9 protein-coding genes and 1 pseudogene are annotated in these 17,821 nt (G+C 36.2%); 8 read left to right on the forward strand and 2 right to left on the reverse strand.

All coding sequences use genetic code 11. The features are described 5' to 3' along the window. From RB618_RS11715 to RB618_RS11740, 6 genes and pseudogenes are all read left to right on the forward strand, one after another. Positions 1–1,734 (forward strand): annotated as a pseudogene (locus tag RB618_RS11715) (hypothetical protein); the annotation flags it as partial. A 155-nt stretch (positions 1,735–1,889) separates the two neighbouring features. Beyond that, positions 1,890–4,409 (forward strand): hypothetical protein, encoded by a 2,520-nt coding sequence (locus tag RB618_RS11720; protein ID WP_308068882.1) that lies wholly within the window; start codon positions 1,890–1,892, stop codon positions 4,407–4,409. A gap of 17 nt (positions 4,410–4,426) precedes the next feature. Further along, a complete protein-coding gene (locus RB618_RS11725; RefSeq protein ID WP_308068883.1) occupies positions 4,427–5,665 on the forward strand; it encodes a gliding motility-associated C-terminal domain-containing protein in 1,239 nt (412 codons plus the stop codon). Between the two features lie 101 nt (positions 5,666–5,766). Beyond that, a complete protein-coding gene (locus RB618_RS11730; protein ID WP_308068884.1) occupies positions 5,767–6,684 on the forward strand; it encodes a type IX secretion system membrane protein PorP/SprF in 918 nt (305 codons plus the stop codon). Between the two features lie 11 nt (positions 6,685–6,695). Next, positions 6,696–8,627, forward strand: coding sequence for an OmpA family protein (locus tag RB618_RS11735; RefSeq protein WP_308068885.1), 1,932 nt, complete (start codon positions 6,696–6,698; stop codon positions 8,625–8,627). Positions 8,628–9,009: 382 nt separating this feature from the next. Next, positions 9,010–9,726 (forward strand): DUF4386 domain-containing protein, encoded by a 717-nt coding sequence (locus RB618_RS11740; RefSeq protein WP_308068886.1) that lies wholly within the window; start codon positions 9,010–9,012, stop codon positions 9,724–9,726. A gap of 121 nt (positions 9,727–9,847) precedes the next feature. On the opposite strand, the gene katG is transcribed toward RB618_RS11740, so the two are convergent. Then, a complete protein-coding gene (gene katG / locus RB618_RS11745; RefSeq protein ID WP_308068887.1) occupies positions 9,848–12,118 on the reverse strand; it encodes a catalase/peroxidase HPI in 2,271 nt (756 codons plus the stop codon). Between the two features lie 690 nt (positions 12,119–12,808). Here katG and RB618_RS11750 point away from each other — a divergent pair. Continuing rightward, positions 12,809–13,951 carry a formylglycine-generating enzyme family protein gene (locus RB618_RS11750; protein ID WP_308068889.1) on the forward strand — a complete coding sequence of 381 codons (1,143 nt, stop codon included), beginning with the start codon at positions 12,809–12,811 and terminating at the stop codon, positions 13,949–13,951. 497 nt (positions 13,952–14,448) lie between these two features. Further along, positions 14,449–16,947 carry a cation-translocating P-type ATPase gene (locus tag RB618_RS11755; RefSeq protein ID WP_308068890.1) on the forward strand — a complete coding sequence of 833 codons (2,499 nt, stop codon included), beginning with the start codon at positions 14,449–14,451 and terminating at the stop codon, positions 16,945–16,947. A gap of 400 nt (positions 16,948–17,347) precedes the next feature. Here RB618_RS11755 and RB618_RS11760 read toward each other — a convergent pair whose 3' ends face one another. Further along, on the reverse strand, positions 17,348–17,818 hold the full coding sequence (locus RB618_RS11760) for a helix-turn-helix domain-containing protein (protein ID WP_308068891.1): 471 nt from the start codon (positions 17,816–17,818) through the stop codon (positions 17,348–17,350). Between the last annotated feature and the right edge of the window lie 3 nt (positions 17,819–17,821).

Below are 17,821 nucleotides of genomic sequence, written 5' to 3' on the forward strand. Positions count from 1 at the left end.
GAAACGCTAACCTCAGCCGTTTTTACACCGGCTACAGGAATCCTGACTTACACAGATGAGGATGGTGCTGCAACAGATATGGACCTATCGGTTATGATTCCCAATTTTGAGACCCTGACCTCCATTTCGCAGGACACAGCAGCTGGAACCATTACCTACATTGATGAAAAAGGGGTTTCCACTGTTTTGAATATAGCAGGCCTAATCGCCCAGCATGAAACGCTAACCTCTGCCGTTTTTGTGCCAACGACAGGAATCCTGACTTACACAGATGAGGATGGTGCTGCAACAGATATGGACCTATCGGTTATGATTCCCAATTTTGAGACCCTGACTTCCATTTCTCAGGACACTGCAGCTGGAACCATTACCTACATTGATGAAAAAGGGGTTTCCACTGTTTTGAATATAGCAAGCCTAATCGCACAGCACGAAACGCTAACCTCAGCCGTTTTTACACCGGCTACAGGAATCCTGACTTACACAGATGAGGATGGTGCTGCAACAGATATGGACCTATCGGTTATGATTCCCAATTTTGAGACCCTGACTTCCATTTCTCAGGACACTGCAGCTGGAACCATTACCTACATTGATGAAAAAGGGGTTTCCACTGTTTTGAATATAGCAGGCCTAATCGCCCAGCATGAAACGCTAACCTCTGCCGTTTTTACACCGGCTACAGGAATCCTGACTTACACAGATGAGGATGGTGCTGCAACAGATATGGACCTATCGGTTATGATTCCCAATTTTGAGACCCTGACTTCCATTTCTCAGGACACTGCAGCTGGAACCATTACCTACATTGATGAAAAAGGGGTTTCCACTGTTTTGAATATAGCAAGCCTAATCGCCCAGCATGAAACACTAACCTCTGCCGTTTTTGTGCCAACGACAGGAATCCTGACTTACACAGATGAGGATGGTGCTGCAACAGATATGGACCTATCGGTTATGATTCCCAATTTTGAGACCCTGACTTCCATTTCGCAGGACACTACAGCAGGAACCATTACCTACATTGATGAAAAAGGGGTTTCCACTATTTTGAATATCAGAACATTAATACTAAACACAACTGTTTCAAATGCCTCTCAAGTAAATACAGCCACAGTGACTGTTAACGGAATAACAAGCAGCGGCGCCCCTATTGTAAATTCAAACACATTAACGATAAATAACGGGAATTTATTATCTACAGTAAATGGAATTTCATCAAATCCCGCAGTAGTTATTTTGACTTCTGCAGACAACGGATTAACAGCTGAAGATGGAAATGTCCAATTGGGAGGAAGTTTGCTAAAACCCACTACTATTGGTACTGATAACGTCAATACATTAGCAATAACTGGTTTGCAGACTGGAGCAGTTACCGATAAACTATTAGTTACCGATACGAACGGAATTTTAAAAAACGTTTCCGGAGCTATGCCGAGATTTTTTTATATGCCAGCTGTGACATTTGATACTTCAATCATTTCAACGGGACTGACAAAAAACTTACATCAAGAATACATCAATCAATTTACAAACATTACTGTTAAAAGCGCAGGTGCTCCAGTTGATATCCCTAACGTTCCTTTAAATACAGATCTTTATTATTATGTGACTTATTATGATCCAGCAGTTTTTGCTAATTTAATTATTGATGCACAAGGTATACTAACATACGACATCATCGGATCTGGCACTCCTGTTTCATATATAAATATTGTATTTGTTTTAAAGTAGGTTATAATTCTATGGTTTAATTAAAAAAATAATCGCATTGTTGAATAGAAAAAGTTAGTTATGAACTTTCTATTTTAAATTGACATTAGCATTGTTACATCTTTTTTGGAAATAAGAGAATCACTTATAGTTGAATAATGTTTAAATCTACAAGAATGGTAAATAAAATAAACATCGGAAGAAAAAAAGTGATCAAGTTATTGATGATGCATATCATGATGTTGATTTTCAGTAATGGTGTAAGAGGACAATTTACTTACAAGGATGATTTTAAAAACAGTACAGCTCCAGATCTTATCATGGGTGGTCCAGGCGGAGCTTCGGGGCAGGCATATCTTACATCAGGTATAAATGATCCTAAAGGAGCAGGATGGCTAAGGCTTACTAAGTCTATTGCAAACCAAAGAGGTTATGCCTATATCAATAAATCATTTCCTTCAACTCTCGGTGTATTACTCGATTTTGAATATGCAATGTGGCGGGATGCAACTGATAGTTATAATGGAGCAGATGGTATTGGTGTATTTCTTTTTGATGCGCAGGAAGTAGCTGCAAATGGATTTAGATTAGGCGGATATGGAGGGTCTTTGGGATATGCTCCACATCAAGCAAATGGAACGCCTTTAGGTTTAAGAGGCGGGTATATAGGAATTGGACTGGATGCATATGGTAATTTTTCACAGCCTACAGATGGACCAAAAGCAGGAGGGCCTGGTTTTAGGCCCAATTCGATAGCTCTTAGAGGTCCTACAGATGATTCTACTATTTCTAATAGCAATGTCTTTTTGGCAGGAAAAACAATTTTATCCGCACAAGATATTGTTGATATTAATCAAGTTGGAGATCCTGTAGTCGATGGCGTTGATTATAATATTGTTACTGCTCAAAGACCCACAGATAATTTGTTTTACAGAAGAGTGCAGGTTGAAATTATTCCAGCTTCAACTGGGGGTGTTTATGATATTGTTGCGAGGTGGAAAACGGCTCCGAATGGTGATTTTCAAGAAATATTTCGTTATACGACTACTGAAATTCCGCCCGCCTTATTAGCCGTTGGTTTTGCAGGATCTACAGGAGGAGGGTTTAATTATCATGAGGTTAGAAATGTTTTAATGACAACGCCGGGAAACCTTAGAATAAGCAAACAAGCCAGTAAAGATTATTTGAGAGCCATTACTGGCAGTGGTCTTAATGAGATTACTTATAATATTGAAGTGGTAAATGATACAAATGCTGATTTATCCAATATAACTTTCGAAGATAAAATTACCGATGCACAAGGTAATATTATTGATTCTTCGATGTTTGCAATAACAAGTATTACTAATTCAGGTTTTCTTTCGGGTACAGTATTGCCAACAACATCTTCTTTAAATGAATTTTCGGGGAGTTTAAATCTGGCTGCAAATTCAACAGGGAAAATTATGGTAACTGGACAACTGTCAGCAAATCAGATACCAATTGGGAACATTTTAGTTAACACTGCCACTGCCAATCCACAGGATATAACAGATGAAGATCTTACTAATAATACCTCTTCTGTCTCTACTCCGGTTTTAGCTGAAAATGTAGATCTTATACCTGTAACGATCACACAAAATAAATGCATTGATACATCTAATTCTTTTGAGCTGAATATTGCTAATATTGGCACCCAGAATGCGATTTACAGACGTATTGGGACTACAGGTCAAAGAATGGTTATTACTAAGGTTATCGATCCGGGCTTTATTTATGATGATAGTACTACACCTGGCGGATTTGGTAGCGGAACAGCCAGGTGGACTAGGTACATGCTTACAAATACGCCTGCTGCAGGACAAACAACATACAATTATGTTGCTCGTAATCCAACAGGAAATGCTGATCAGACCCTGAATGGACTTGGAACAGTTTATGAACCTGATTATCCCATACGTTATACCATAACACCTCCTGCAGGAACAAACAGTTATACCGATGTTTCAACAGTAGCATATAGAGCCGCATGCTCTGGTGCTGGATCAGCTAATTGTTATACAGGCAATAATATCGAAATATTAACCCCTACCGATAATACAGCCAATAATACCGTTTCGACAACTTTAAAGCTAACACCAATTGCCCCAACTGTAGTAAGTCCACTAGAATATTGCATGAATGATACTGCTATAGCTCTTAGCGCTACAGCTGATACTGGAAATTCGTTACGCTGGTATACCAATATAGGAGGAATAGCTTCAGACGATGCCTTTATTCCGCTTACGAATGTTTCAGGAGTATATACCTATTATGTAAGTCAAGTTAACGGATCATGTGAAGGTCCCATGGCAGAAATAAGCGTAACAATTCTGCCAACACCAGTCTCCGGTACAATATCAGGCCCGCAGACAGTATGCAGTGGTATTAGTCCCGGACTTATCAGTTCATCAGCTGATGGAACGGGAACGGGAACCATAACTTATCGCTGGGAATCTTCCATAGACAATGCAGCTACATGGCAGACCATTGCAGGTGCAAGTATTGCAACCTACCAGCCACCTCCGCAAACAAAGACTACACAGTATCGCCGTATTACAATTGCCTCCACAACTGCAGGAACAATATGTGAATCGGTCCCAACCACCCCCGCAATTATCACAACAAAAGATTGCAAGGTCGTTTCAAATCCTATGATAAGACAAAGGGTAAAATAAATTTAAAAGAAAAGAAAATGAAACAGATTCAACTCATATTTATTCTCCTAATTATTACCAAACCTCTTTTTGCACAAGATTTGAAAACCGTAAATAAAGGTGTTTTATATGTAAGCCCGAATACACTTATGACTGTTTTGGGTAGTTTTGATAATAAAAATATGGCTCAATATGAAAACAATGGAGAGGTTCTTTTTAAAGGAAACTTCAACAATGACTGGATAACAACTTTTAACACTTCCCTTGAAGGATATACACGTTTTGAAGGTTCAACATCTCAGGAAATAAAAGGCAGTAAAATTATTGATTTAAAAAAAGTAAAGTTTGCTAACAGTAGTACACAGCCTGCCTTTAGACTCTACGGTACAGCAGTTTTTAATGATCAGGTTGATTTTAGCAAAGGAATTCTGAATTCAGATGATTATGGAGGAATGGTTGTTTTTACTCAAAATGCCGCCCACATCAACACATCAAATGACAGTCATGTAGATGGACAGGTATATAAGGACGGAAGTACTGCCTTTTTGTTTCCGGTAGGTGATAAGAATTTTTTCAGGTTTGCCTCCATGTCAGATTCCGGACAGACTACAGCCAGTTATGCCGCTAAATATTACTTTGAAAACTCAGACCCGCTATTTCCACACAGCAGCAAAGCGTCCAATATCGATCTAATAGACAATACGGAATATTGGACTTTTGACAAAATCAACGGAACCGATGTGCTTCTCACTTTAAGCTGGGATGAAAATACAACCCCGTCTTTAATATTAACACAACCATTGGAACTCATACACATTGTAAGATGGGATTCAACACAGCAACAATGGATTGATGAGGGTGGTGCCGTAGACATCAATCAAAAAACAGTAACAACATCTGTTAATGTCTCTGGGTACGGAACTTTTACTTTAGCAAGGATAAAAGACAACAATACTGGTGATTTAATTATATACAATGCCGTTTCTCCTAATGGAGATAATTATAATGAGTACTTTTTTATTGACGGCATTACAAAGTATCCAAACAACAAGGTGACTATTTACAACCGCTGGGGAATTAAAGTTTTTGAAACCGAAAATTACGATTCAAAAGGAAATATTTTTAATGGATACTCACAGGGAAGAGCCACAATAGCTAAGGATAACTCTCTTCCGGATGGTACTTATTTTTATACCCTCGAATATGAAATTCCAAATCTCTCCGGGAACTCTCAATTTATTAAAACTGCAGGATATTTATATTTAACTAAACAGTAGATACTTTATAAAAACTATTTATGTGGCAGACATCTTTTCCATTCTGAACAATGGTCATTACCTGTCAATAAATGTAAAAGTATTGAACAAATTAAGAAACTATGGGAACAAAATTACTACTTTATATTGTACTGCTTGCCGCAATGCAAAGTTATGCTCAGCAGGACGCCCAGTATACGCAGTATATGTATAATACAATCAGTATTAATCCTGCTTATGCAGGATCACGTGGAGCGCTAAGTTTTTTTGGATTGTACCGCACACAATGGGTGGGACTCGATGGTGCGCCGGAAACCAGTAGTTTCTCAATAAACACTCCCATAAACAACAGCAATTTAGGAGTCGGGCTTTCGCTTGTAAATGATAAAATTGGCCCCACTAATGAGAACAATATATCTGCAGATATCTCTTATACCATTCAGGCTTCCGCTGATTCTAAACTGTCATTTGGGATAAAAGGAACCGCCAATATATTTAATCTGGACATCAACAAGCTAAATCCTGCAGACCAGGGAGATCCGCAGTTTCAGGATTTAAACAATAAGTTTTCTCCTAATGTGGGAGCTGGTATTTACTGGCATTCAGACAAAGCCTACATTGGGCTTTCGGTTCCTAATTTTATCGAAACCAACCGATACGATGACAATGATGTGGCAATCTATAAAGACAAAATCAATTATTATTTAATGGGAGGTTACGTTTTTAATCTGGATAAATACCAGTATTATAAATTTAAACCGGCCGTGCTTGCAAAAATGGTCGAAGGAGCACCGCTTCAGATTGACATTTCTGCCAACTTTATGTTCGTTGACAGATTTGTAGTAGGAGTTGCTTACAGATGGAGCGCTTCTGTAAGTGCTATGGCTGGTTTTCAGATCACAGACGGACTTTATTTAGGATACGGTTACGATCGTGAAACCACCAACCTGAACAATTATAATTCAGGATCTCATGAGATATTCCTGCGGTATGAATTCTTCAAAAACAATGGTAAAATGACAACACCCCGTTTCTTCTAAAAACAAGTATTATGAAAAATCACAGACTTTTCTGCTTAATAATTCTAAATGTTTTTTACGGCTATTCACAAGAATCAAAAGTGAAATTGGGTGATAAAAAATACGATGACTATGCCTATATCGACGCCATAAAAACGTACGAAAGAGTGGCCAATAAAGGATACAAGTCTGAAGATTTGTTTAAAAAACTTGGAAACTCTTATTATTTCAATTCTGAGTTTGAAGGAGCTGCCAAATGGTACGGTGAGTTATTTGCCATCAATACCACTCCCGAAGCCGAATACTATTACAGATATGCACAGTCTTTAAAATCAGCAGGGCAGACTGATAAGGCTGCTAAAATTTTGGATGAATTCAGCATCAAATATAAAAACGATTCCAGAGGAAAACTTTACAAGAAAGATATCAATTATCTCGATGGAATTAAAACTAATTCAGGACGTTACAAAATTGAAGATGCCGGCATTAATTCTAAATATTCTGATTACGGAAGTTTTGTTTACGACAACAAAATCTATTTTGCATCTGCCAGAGATACAGGGAATTTTTCTCAAAGGAAACACAAATGGACAGGCGAATATTTTACCAATATTTACAATGCCGATCTTGATACTCAAAGCAACAGCGTATCAAAAGTAAACAAAATAAAATCTGAGATCAATAGGCGTTTTCATGAATCATCACCAGTTTTTACCAAAGACGGAAAAACGGTTTATTTTACAAGAAATAATTATGTGGACGGTAAAAAAGGAAAAGATGCTGATAAAATTACGCTGATAAAAATTTATCAGGCCAGTCTTGAAAACGAAAAATGGACAAAAGTTACTGCCCTTCCTTTTACAAGTGACAACTACAGTACGGGACATCCTGCGTTGAGTCCGGATGAAAAAACTTTATACTTTGCATCTGACATGCCAGGAACCATCGGTCAGTCTGATATCTATAAAGTCATCATCAATGCTGATGGCAGTTTTGGGACTCCGCAAAATCTTGGTGCATCAATTAATACGGAAGGAAAAGAAACTTTCCCCTACATAACTAGTGAAAACGAAATTTATTTTGCCTCAGATGGTTATCCCGGACTTGGCGGACTTGATGTTTTCGTGGGACGGATCCAAGATAACGGAACCATCAGCAGTATTCAGAATTTAGGAAATGACATTAATTCTCCCAAAGACGATTTTGCTTATATCATCGACCCGGTTTCCAGACAAGGTTATTTCAGTTCAAATAAAGACGGTGGACTGGGTTCTGATGATATCTACAAATTTTTAGAAACCAGAAAATTAGAATGTCTACAGGAACTAAACGGAATAATAACAGATTCTGAAACCGGTGTTGTGCTTCCTGGAACAAAAGTTGCTTTATACGAAAATCAAAAAATTAAAAATTCAACAGTTTCCAACAAAACCGGAGAGTATAGTTTTGATGTTGACTGTGGTAAAACCTATAGAGTTAGAGCTGAAAAAACAGGATATGCAACAACAGAAGTTGATATTATTATTGGAAAAGTAACAGGTAAAACCAATCTTCCTATTGGATTGGATAAATCCGTTTGCCAGGTTGCTGTTGGAGATGATTTAGGAAAGTGTTTTGGCATTAAAATGATTTATTTTGATCTGGATAAATCCAACATCCGCACCGAAGCCGCTTTAGATTTAGAAAAAATACTAGATGTTTTAAACCAGCATCCCAATATGAAACTTGATATTCGCTCGTATACTGACTCCAGAGCATCACATCCATACAATCAGGTATTATCTGATCGAAGATCCAAATCAACCATAAACTGGCTTATTAAAAACGGAATCGCAAAAAATCGCTTGACCGGAAAAGGATACGGTGAAAACCAATTGATAAACCTATGTTCTGACGGGGTAAACTGCACTGAAGAGGAACACCAAATGAACCGAAGAAGTCAATTTATAATTATTCATATATAGACATACATTAAAGGAAAATTCTTTGTTTTCACTTCATGATCAACATTTACACTGACATTTTCATAAAGACTTTATCTGCTTATAAAACTATTATTTTATATTGAAAATTTCAAATTCACCTAAAATATCTTTATGATAGATTCTAATAAAAAGAAAATGTTCTGAAAATTCACTTTAAATCTTCCTTTTTTTTTATTCTTCACGCTAACTATGTGTATCGAAGGATCCTTTCTGGATAAACGAACAGTAAATTGAATCTTCTCGCGGAATAATTTTGTAAATTAAATTTGATTTTTAATTAGAAATCATAACATTAAACTTAATATCATACACTGGTAACAATTTGGTAAGACAAACGTCTTACTATAAAACTAACTAAAATATGAAACCAAAAAAAATTGAAACTTCTCCTCAATTTTATGCGAGAATTACAGGACTGTTCTATTTAGTCATTATTCTAACTGGTTTGTTTTCTGAAGTTTTTGTCAGAAATAAATTGTTTGTTTCAGGAGATGCGAATGCTACAGCAAACAATATTATCCATTCTGATTTTTTATGGAGATTGGGTATTAGTGCCGATTTGATTATGCAAATTTGCGATCTGCCTGTGATGATTATACTTTATTATCTTTTTAAGCCGGTAAATAAAGAACTTGCTTTGCTTAATTTGTCTTTTAATTTGATACAGACTGCCGTTTTGGTCGCTAATAAATTAAATCTTCTGGCTGCTTTATTTTTCTTAGGAGATACTGAATATCTAAAATCTTTCAGTCCAGATCAATTGCATACGCTTGCTTATCTTTCTATAAAATTGCATGGCTATGGTTTTGGAGTCGGACTAATCTTTTTTGGTTTTGTCTGTCTGATTGAGGGATATTTAATCTATAAATCAGGATATTTTCCAAAAGTTTTGGGAACTCTAATGACAATTGCCGGTCTTTGTTATTTAGCAAATAGTTTTGCATCAATCCTGGCTCCGGAGTTATCGAGTTTTATATTATTATTTCCGTGTATTGTTGCCGAATTAGGTCTGACTTTATGGCTTATTTTTAAAGGCTTAAACATCACAATATGGAAAGAAAAGGTAAAACAAAGATAATTGTATTGTGGACTTAAGAAAGTAAAAAAATAAAATATCAAATAAGTAAACTATCATGTAAGAATTAAGAAGAAAAAAGCGTCTTTAATAGACGCTTTTAGTTTGTTTTTTGTTTGAAAAATTATTTTAAATCAAATCGATCTAAGTTCATTACTTTACTCCATGCGGCTGTAAAATCTTTTAAGAATTTTTCATTTGCATCATTACTTGCATAAACTTCTGCAATAGCTCTTAATTCCGAATTAGATCCGAAAACAAGATCGGCGCGTGTTCCAATCCACTTAAGCTGGCCACTTTCACGATCGCTTCCCGAGTAAAGTTCTTTATCTTCTGATAAAGCTTTCCACTGAGTCCCCATATCAAGGAGATTTACAAAGAAATCATTGGTAAGCTCTCCCGGACGATTTGTAAATACGCCATTCTTTGTACCATCAGTATTAATTTCCAATACTCTTAATCCTCCCATCAACACCGTTAATTCTGGGGCTGTAAGCGTCAATAAATGAGCTTTATCTATCAAAAGTTCTTCTGTAAAAACCGGGTGTTTTGTTTTACGATAGTTACGGAACCCGTCCACTTTTGGCTCTAGAAAACCTACAGAATCAATATCGGTTTGTTCCTGAGATGCATCCATACGGCCAGGAGAAAACGGAATTGTAATGGACCTTCCTGTTTTTTGGGCCGCTATTTCAACACCTGCTGAACCTGCAAGGACTATTAAGTCGGCCAGAGAAATTTTCTTTTCACTGTTTGAATTGTTAAATTCTGTTTGAATCTGTTCCAGTTTGCTTAATACTTTTTTGAGCTGTTCAGGATTGTTAACTTCCCAGTCTTTTTGAGGAGCCAATCTTATACGGGAGCCATTAGCTCCGCCTCGTTTATCAGATCCTCTATAGGTAGATGCAGAAGCCCAGGCCGTTGCAACTAATTGGGATACACTTAATCCAGAAGTCTTAATTTTTGCCTTTAATGCAGCGGTATCATTGGCATCTATTAGCACATGATCAACTTTAGGTATTGGATCCTGCCAAAGCAGTTCCTCCTGGGGCACATCAGATCCTAGATAACGGGTACGTGGTCCCATGTCACGATGGGTAAGTTTAAACCACGCTCGTGCAAAAGCATCAGCAAATTCATCAGGATTTTCAAAGAAACGACGTGATATTTTTTCATAAACAGGATCAAATCTAAGCGATAAGTCTGTGGTTAACATTGTTGGCAGATGTTTCTTAAAAGTATCGTAGGCATCTGGAATAATAGGCTCTGCATTTTTTGCTATCCATTGATGTGCGCCTGCCGGGCTTTTTGAAAGTTCCCATTCAAAACCAAAAAGGTTCTCAAAGAAATTATTGCTCCATTGCGTTGGTGTTGTGGTCCAAATAACTTCTAATCCACTTGTTATTGCATCTGTTCCCTTACCGGAGCGATATTTATTATTCCAGCCTAGGCCCTGCATTTCCAAATCGGCTGCTTCTGGTTCGTCTCCCACATTGTCTGATGAAGCAGCCCCATGGGTTTTTCCAAATGTATGTCCGCCGGCAATTAGCGCCACAGTTTCCTCGTCATTCATGGCCATACGTCCAAAAGTATCCCGGATATCTTTAACTGCAGCTATAGGATCAGGATTACCGTTCGGTCCTTCAGGATTAACATAAATAAGCCCCATTTGTACAGCCCCTAAAGGGTTTTCTAAATTCCTTGAATGTACTTCATCATTAGCATTATCATCAGATGATACTACACCATGATCTTTGGGAACACCTGAAGAACCTTTTCCATAACGATCGTCGCCTCCCAGCCATACTTTTTCAGATCCCCAATAAACCGCTTCATCTGGCTCCCATACATCTTCACGTCCTCCGGCAAAACCAAATGTTTTAAAACCCATAGATTCCAAAGCTACATTTCCTGTTAATATCATTAAATCAGCCCATGATATTTTTTTTCCATACTTTTGTTTAATAGGCCAAAGTAGCCTACGAGCTTTATCAAGACTTACATTGTCAGGCCAGCTGTTAAGCGGTGCAAAACGTTGCTGTCCAGCCCCTGCACCTCCCCGTCCGTCACCTATACGATAAGTTCCAGCACTGTGCCATGCCATACGAATAAACAATCCACCATAATGACCAAAGTCTGCAGGCCACCAATCTTGTGAATCAGTCATAAGAACATGTAAATCTTTTTTTAATGCATCAAGATCAAGACTATTAAATGCTTCAGCATAATTAAAATCTTCTCCCATAGGATTGGATAAAGCTGAATGCTGCCTCAGCATACTAATTTTTAACTGATTAGGCCACCAGTCACGATTTCTTGTTCCCCCACTTGACGTGTTGCTCAATTGACCATTGTCAAAAGGACATTTGTTGATTTCATCATTTGTGCTATCCATAATTTTAGATTTTAGGTTAATGGTTTTAATATCTTTTCATTCAAAACTACTGGGTAATAGAAGAGAAAATTAAAAACCAAAATGTGAGATATTTCTTATATTGAAATAAAATTTATTAACGGACTCCATTTTAGGTAAATGTTTATATATCACAGGAAGTCCTCTTTATTTCAATATATATAAAACTTTGTTTAACAATCTGAAGACGTTGATTAAAAAGCATTGACCATTAATTAATGCATAAAATATTTTCCTTCCTTCTTGATATTTCACTTGGAGACAAAACTTCATCTTCAATATTGCTTTTCTACTTGATTTGAAAATTGGATTGAATGGTGATAATTATGAGTTTGACTAGAGCCTTGAAATTAACAAATCAATTATAGCAAGTAAAAAAATAGTTATTAATTACACCATAAAGTTAAAAATATTAGATATCTTTAAAATTACAATATCTTTTTACTTACAAAAAATATTAAGAAATTATTTTGGTTTCATCTTATAAAATGAAACATAATTATACTATAATAAGTGTATTATTTTTCTACTGTTTATACGCTTTAAAAGTCAAACAAAAATCTGATAAACATAAAAAAAACACTTCCAAGATAAACTTTTATTGCAATGTTTTTTTATTTCAAAATTTCATATCTTTAAGTTTAAAACTTTCATTCCTAAAAAGTTATGACTATGAAAATAAAAATTTACTTGCTCTCTACCCTGATCACAATATTAATCGTTTCGATTACTTACCGCTACACACGATCAGCTTTTGTACAACAAAGAATAATATCTAGCTCAACAAACTGTACTGTAAATCCAAACAATACGGTATTAACAGCATTTAAAAAAACTATTGAAAATAAGTATAAACCTGCGGGGAAGGCTCCAAAAGGAATGGTTTGGGTTCCTGGCGGCGAATTTTCAATGGGAAGCAATGTTAAAGATGAAAGTCTTTGCAGCATAAAAGGAATCACAAAAGATGCTGCTCCTGTACACAGAGTCTACGTTGATGGTTATTATATGGATGAAACTGAAGTAACTAACGAACAATATGAGCAATTTGTAAGAGCAACCGGTTATATTACAGTTGCAGAACAAAAACCTACTAAGGAAGAATTTCCAACTGCTAATGAAGAAGATTTGGTTACAGGTTCAGTTATTTTTACTCCTACTCGAACTGCCGTCAATTTGAATAATTTTCTGCAATGGTGGCGTTATGAACCTGGTACAGATTGGAAACATCCAAATGGACCACAAAGTAGTATAAAAGGAAAAGAAAAATACCCGGTTGTACATATTACTTATGAAGATGCTACTTTCTATGCAAAATGGGCAGGAAAAAGACTTCCTACAGAAGCAGAATGGGAATTTGCAGCTCGTGGTGGCAAAACAGGAAATTTATATACTTGGGGAAATACTTTAAAACCAAACGGGAAATTCCAGGCGAATATCTATCAGGGGCATTTTCCTATTAAGGATGGAGACACTGGAGAAGATGGCTTTAAAGGTATCGCTCCTACTGCACAATATTCTCCAAATGGATACGGATTGTATGATATGGCCGGAAATGTTTGGGAGTGGACTAGTGATTGGTATAGCATAGATTATTACAAAACATTAAGCGAAAGCGGAATGGTAACTAAAAATCCGCAAGGACCGGATTCTTATAATGACCCTGCTGATCCAAATCAAATAAAAAGAGTACATCGCGGAGGATCCTTTTTATGCACTGATCAATATTGCACACGTTACATGGTTGGAACCAGAGGAAAAGGTGAAGTCAGATCCGCAGCTAATCACCTTGGTTTTAGATGCGTAAAAAGTATATAGAGAAAAATCGATTTCAAAATGAATTATTATTAAAAAATGGTAGAGCAATAATTGTTTACATTAAAAATTCAAGAAATATATTACTGTATCAGCTTCTAAAATAAGTGGGAGTTACTGCACCTGTCTCAAGAGACAGCACGTAATTTTGCAGCCAATTCAAAATTCAGAAGTTTGTCTTAAAAAAACTATGTTATAGAAGGCAGTCGAAATTCTGTCAATACTGTGAAAAAATAAACGTGATTAAGGACACTGATTCTCAAAATGAAGTGACAAATAAAATTTACTACAAATTTATAGTTTTAGCAAATTTCATAGTAAAGTAAACGAAAAAAAAAAGATCTTGTTTACAGCGATTTACAAAGACTGGTTGAATTTTATGATGACCTATATAATATTGAACCAAAATAATGTTCCGGACAATCCAAAACTAGTGATTAAATTATAACGAACAAACATATCCTAAATGACCATATTCCCAGATTAATATCAAATTATTTATGTCTTATAATATACCCAACCATCTAAAAGGTCTTAATAATAACGAGGTGACCGCTTTAAGAAAGAAATATGGCTACAACCAGATAGACGGTATCAATAAAAATGCTGGGCTTGAACTACTAATGGATATACTGAAAGAGCCAATGCTAATGCTCTTGTTTGCTATTTCTATTATTTACCTCATCATAGGTGATTATGGTGAAGCCCTATTTATGTTTCTGTCGATCGCAGTAGTTTCTGCTATTTCATTATATCAGGATACCCGAAGTAAAAAAGCATTAGAGGCATTAGAAAAACTGAATGAACCATTGAGCAAGGTTATCCGAAATGCGCAGGTAATTGAAATTCCAACCCATGAAATTACAGTAGGAGATCTCTGCATTATCGAAGAAGGGAAAATGGTTAACGCAGACGGTGAAATTATACACAGTAACGATTTTTCCGTTAATGAAGCCTCTCTGACTGGTGAAAGTCTTTCTGTATTCAAAAACAGCGAAAGTGAAGACAATAAAGTTTATAGCGGAACTTTAACTGTTTCGGGACTGGCAGTATTTAAAGTAGAAAAAATTGGAAAAGACACCCGCATTGGTAAAATTGGTATTTCTATTTCGGAAATAAAAGAAGAAAACTCGCCTTTACAGCTTCAAATAGGCAGATTTGTAAAGGCAATGGCCATTGTAGGGATTGTTATTTTTGGGATTGTATGCACCGTTAACTACTACCATACGAACAATCTCATTGATAGCCTGCTCAACGGGCTAACACTCGCAATGTCGGTCCTGCCGGAAGAAATTCCCGTAGCATTTACCACATTCATGACATTGGGGGCATGGAAGCTGATGCGTGATGGCATTATTGTCAAACGTAGCAACATCGTGGAAACATTAGGCAGTACAACGGTTATCTGCACCGATAAAACTGGAACTATTACCGAAAACATAATGCAGCTAAAGCATCTTTACAATTACCAGTCTGACACAATTTTCAATGAAACAGATTTCGATAATACCTCACTTTCTCCACTTATTGACTATGCAATGTGGAGCAGTGAGCCTGTACCTTTTGACCCAATGGAAAAAACCTTACACAGTTTGTATACGCAAACAAAAAGAGGCGACCAACAAAAAGAATTTCAAATGATACACGAATATCCGCTGGACGGGAAACCACCAATGATGACACACCTTTTTGAGAATAAGAAAAAGCAACGGATTATCGCAGCAAAAGGGGCACCGGAGGCCATTCTCAATGTTTCAACACTTTCTGGAAATGAAAAAGATAGGGTGCGCAATATTATCAAGACTTTAGGACAGCAGGGATTTCGGATTTTAGGTGTAGCAAAATCAAATTTTGAAGGCAATAATTTTCCTGAAAAACAACAAGATTTCAGGTTTGATTTCCTAGGGTTAGTGGTTTTCTATGACCCACCAAAGAAAAATATACAAGAAGTTTTTCGCCATATTTATGATGCAGGCATCAAAGTAAAAGTAATTACTGGCGATAATATCGATACTACAAGAAGTATCGCTACACAGGCAGGAATTAAGCATACATCTGAAGCCATAGAAGGTAAAGATATCATGGAATACACAGAAGAACAGCTTTTGCAGGCTGCCCAAGAAAAAGTATTATTTACGCGGATGTTTCCCGATGCAAAACTAGCTGTGGTAAATGCACTAAAAAAGAAAGGCGAAGTGGTAGCAATGCTGGGCGATGGTGTAAATGATGGTCCTGCCCTCAAAGCAGCTCATATTGGTGTGGCAATGGGGAGTAAAGGAACAGAAATTGCCAAAGCGGCAGCCGCATTAGTGATTACTAATGATGATTTAGACAAATTGATTACCGGCATTGCATCAGGCAGAAGGATTTATGCCAATATCAAAAAAGCCATTCAGTATATCATTTCCATTCATATTCCAATTGTTCTTACCGTTTCACTTCCGTTGTTTTTAGGATGGAAATTTCCACAAATATTCACACCTGTACACGTTATCTTTTTAGAATTGGTAATGGGTCCTACCTGTTCCATTGTCTATGAAAATGAACCGATGGAGCGAAATACAATGTTGAAAAAGCCACGGAAAATGACTGATACATTCCTCAATTGGAAGGAACTGGTTGTCAGTATAATTCAGGGGTTAGTTATAACGATTGGTGTATTGTTCGTTTATCAATATACAGTACAAAACGGTGGTAGCGAAGAAAAAACAAGAGCAATGGTTTTTACTACATTGATTTTTGCCAATATTTTGTTGAGCCTCGCGAACCGTTCCTTCCATTACAGCCTGTTTGAAAGTTTCAAAAATAAGAATATACTGTTTGTAATAATTAACTTCCTAACTATCATTATGTTATTCGCCATCTTATATATTGGCCCTTTGGCTAATTTCTTCCACTTAACCGGATTAAATATAGCAGAATTAGGTATGGCAGCCATTATCGCTTCCACATCCGTATTATGGTTTGAAGTGTATAAATTGGTTAGACGTCTAAGATAAAAACAACACAGAAATCATAAATGAGCATTTTTTACTCCAAACATTTTTTTCTAAAAGCATAACCAAGATAAAATCAGACTCTCTCTTTGTTAGTGAATACTTATTGACTTAGTTAATAATTATAATCCATAAACGATAGAATTAATTCCAAATTATGAAAACCAATTTAAATTAGATACTGTTGATCAACGCATTTCCAAACTAGCAAATTATACACAAGCATTCGGTTGGCTGACCAATTTTTCCTAAGTAGACCAGAAATTGGAGCTGATAACTTTTGCCCCAAAAAGTTAAGGTTGTAATTTTAAAATAAGCAGCAAAAATTCTGAGCCATTACATCAGATAAGTCTTTATAATTTAAAAAAGCCCTCTTCAGGGCTTTAAATTTGTTGTATAAAACTTAGACTATTTCTACCAAATTACGGTAATCATATTTTTTATACTTCTCAACATTTTTCTTTTCTTTATTTAATTCGATCAACTCATTCTTTATTTGAACTCTATACCAATATTCAGGTTTAGTGTGCGAAAAACAACTTAACTTTAAAACTAACTCTGCATTAAGTTTTCTAACTCCTGTCAAATATTTATGAAGATTACTATCTTCCATTCCAAAATACGTTGCTAGTTCCTTTTTAGTTAATTTAAGGGCTTTCAAATACATTTTAACAAAATCAAGTACCTTTAAAACTTCAATATCATCACTTTCGTTCTGAATATAATCTTCTAATTTATACTGAATAGAAAGCAATTGATTTGTTAATATTCTTTCTTTGGATTGTTTAGAAGAATGCAATAAAATAGTCTGCTTAATATCTTCTCTTTTCTTGTCATTCCAAATATTTTCAAATTTAATTTCTTTATTTTTCATCTT

The organism is Flavobacterium sp. LHD-85 (assembly GCF_030929595.1).
In the GTDB taxonomy this organism is placed as follows: domain Bacteria; phylum Bacteroidota; class Bacteroidia; order Flavobacteriales; family Flavobacteriaceae; genus Flavobacterium.

Coding starts and splice junctions, on each gene's coding strand:
- RB618_RS11735 (WP_308068885.1), top strand. CDS start 6,696: ATGAAAAATCACAGACTTTTCTGCTTAATAATTCTAAATGTTTTTTAC.
- RB618_RS11725 (WP_308068883.1), top strand. CDS start 4,427: ATGAAACAGATTCAACTCATATTTATTCTCCTAATTATTACCAAACCT.
- katG (WP_308068887.1), bottom strand. CDS start 12,118: ATGGATAGCACAAATGATGAAATCAACAAATGTCCTTTTGACAATGGT.
- RB618_RS11740 (WP_308068886.1), top strand. CDS start 9,010: ATGAAACCAAAAAAAATTGAAACTTCTCCTCAATTTTATGCGAGAATT.
- RB618_RS11755 (WP_308068890.1), top strand. CDS start 14,449: ATGTCTTATAATATACCCAACCATCTAAAAGGTCTTAATAATAACGAG.
- RB618_RS11720 (WP_308068882.1), top strand. CDS start 1,890: ATGGTAAATAAAATAAACATCGGAAGAAAAAAAGTGATCAAGTTATTG.
- RB618_RS11750 (WP_308068889.1), top strand. CDS start 12,809: ATGAAAATAAAAATTTACTTGCTCTCTACCCTGATCACAATATTAATC.
- RB618_RS11730 (WP_308068884.1), top strand. CDS start 5,767: ATGGGAACAAAATTACTACTTTATATTGTACTGCTTGCCGCAATGCAA.
- RB618_RS11760 (WP_308068891.1), bottom strand. CDS start 17,818: ATGAAAAATAAAGAAATTAAATTTGAAAATATTTGGAATGACAAGAAA.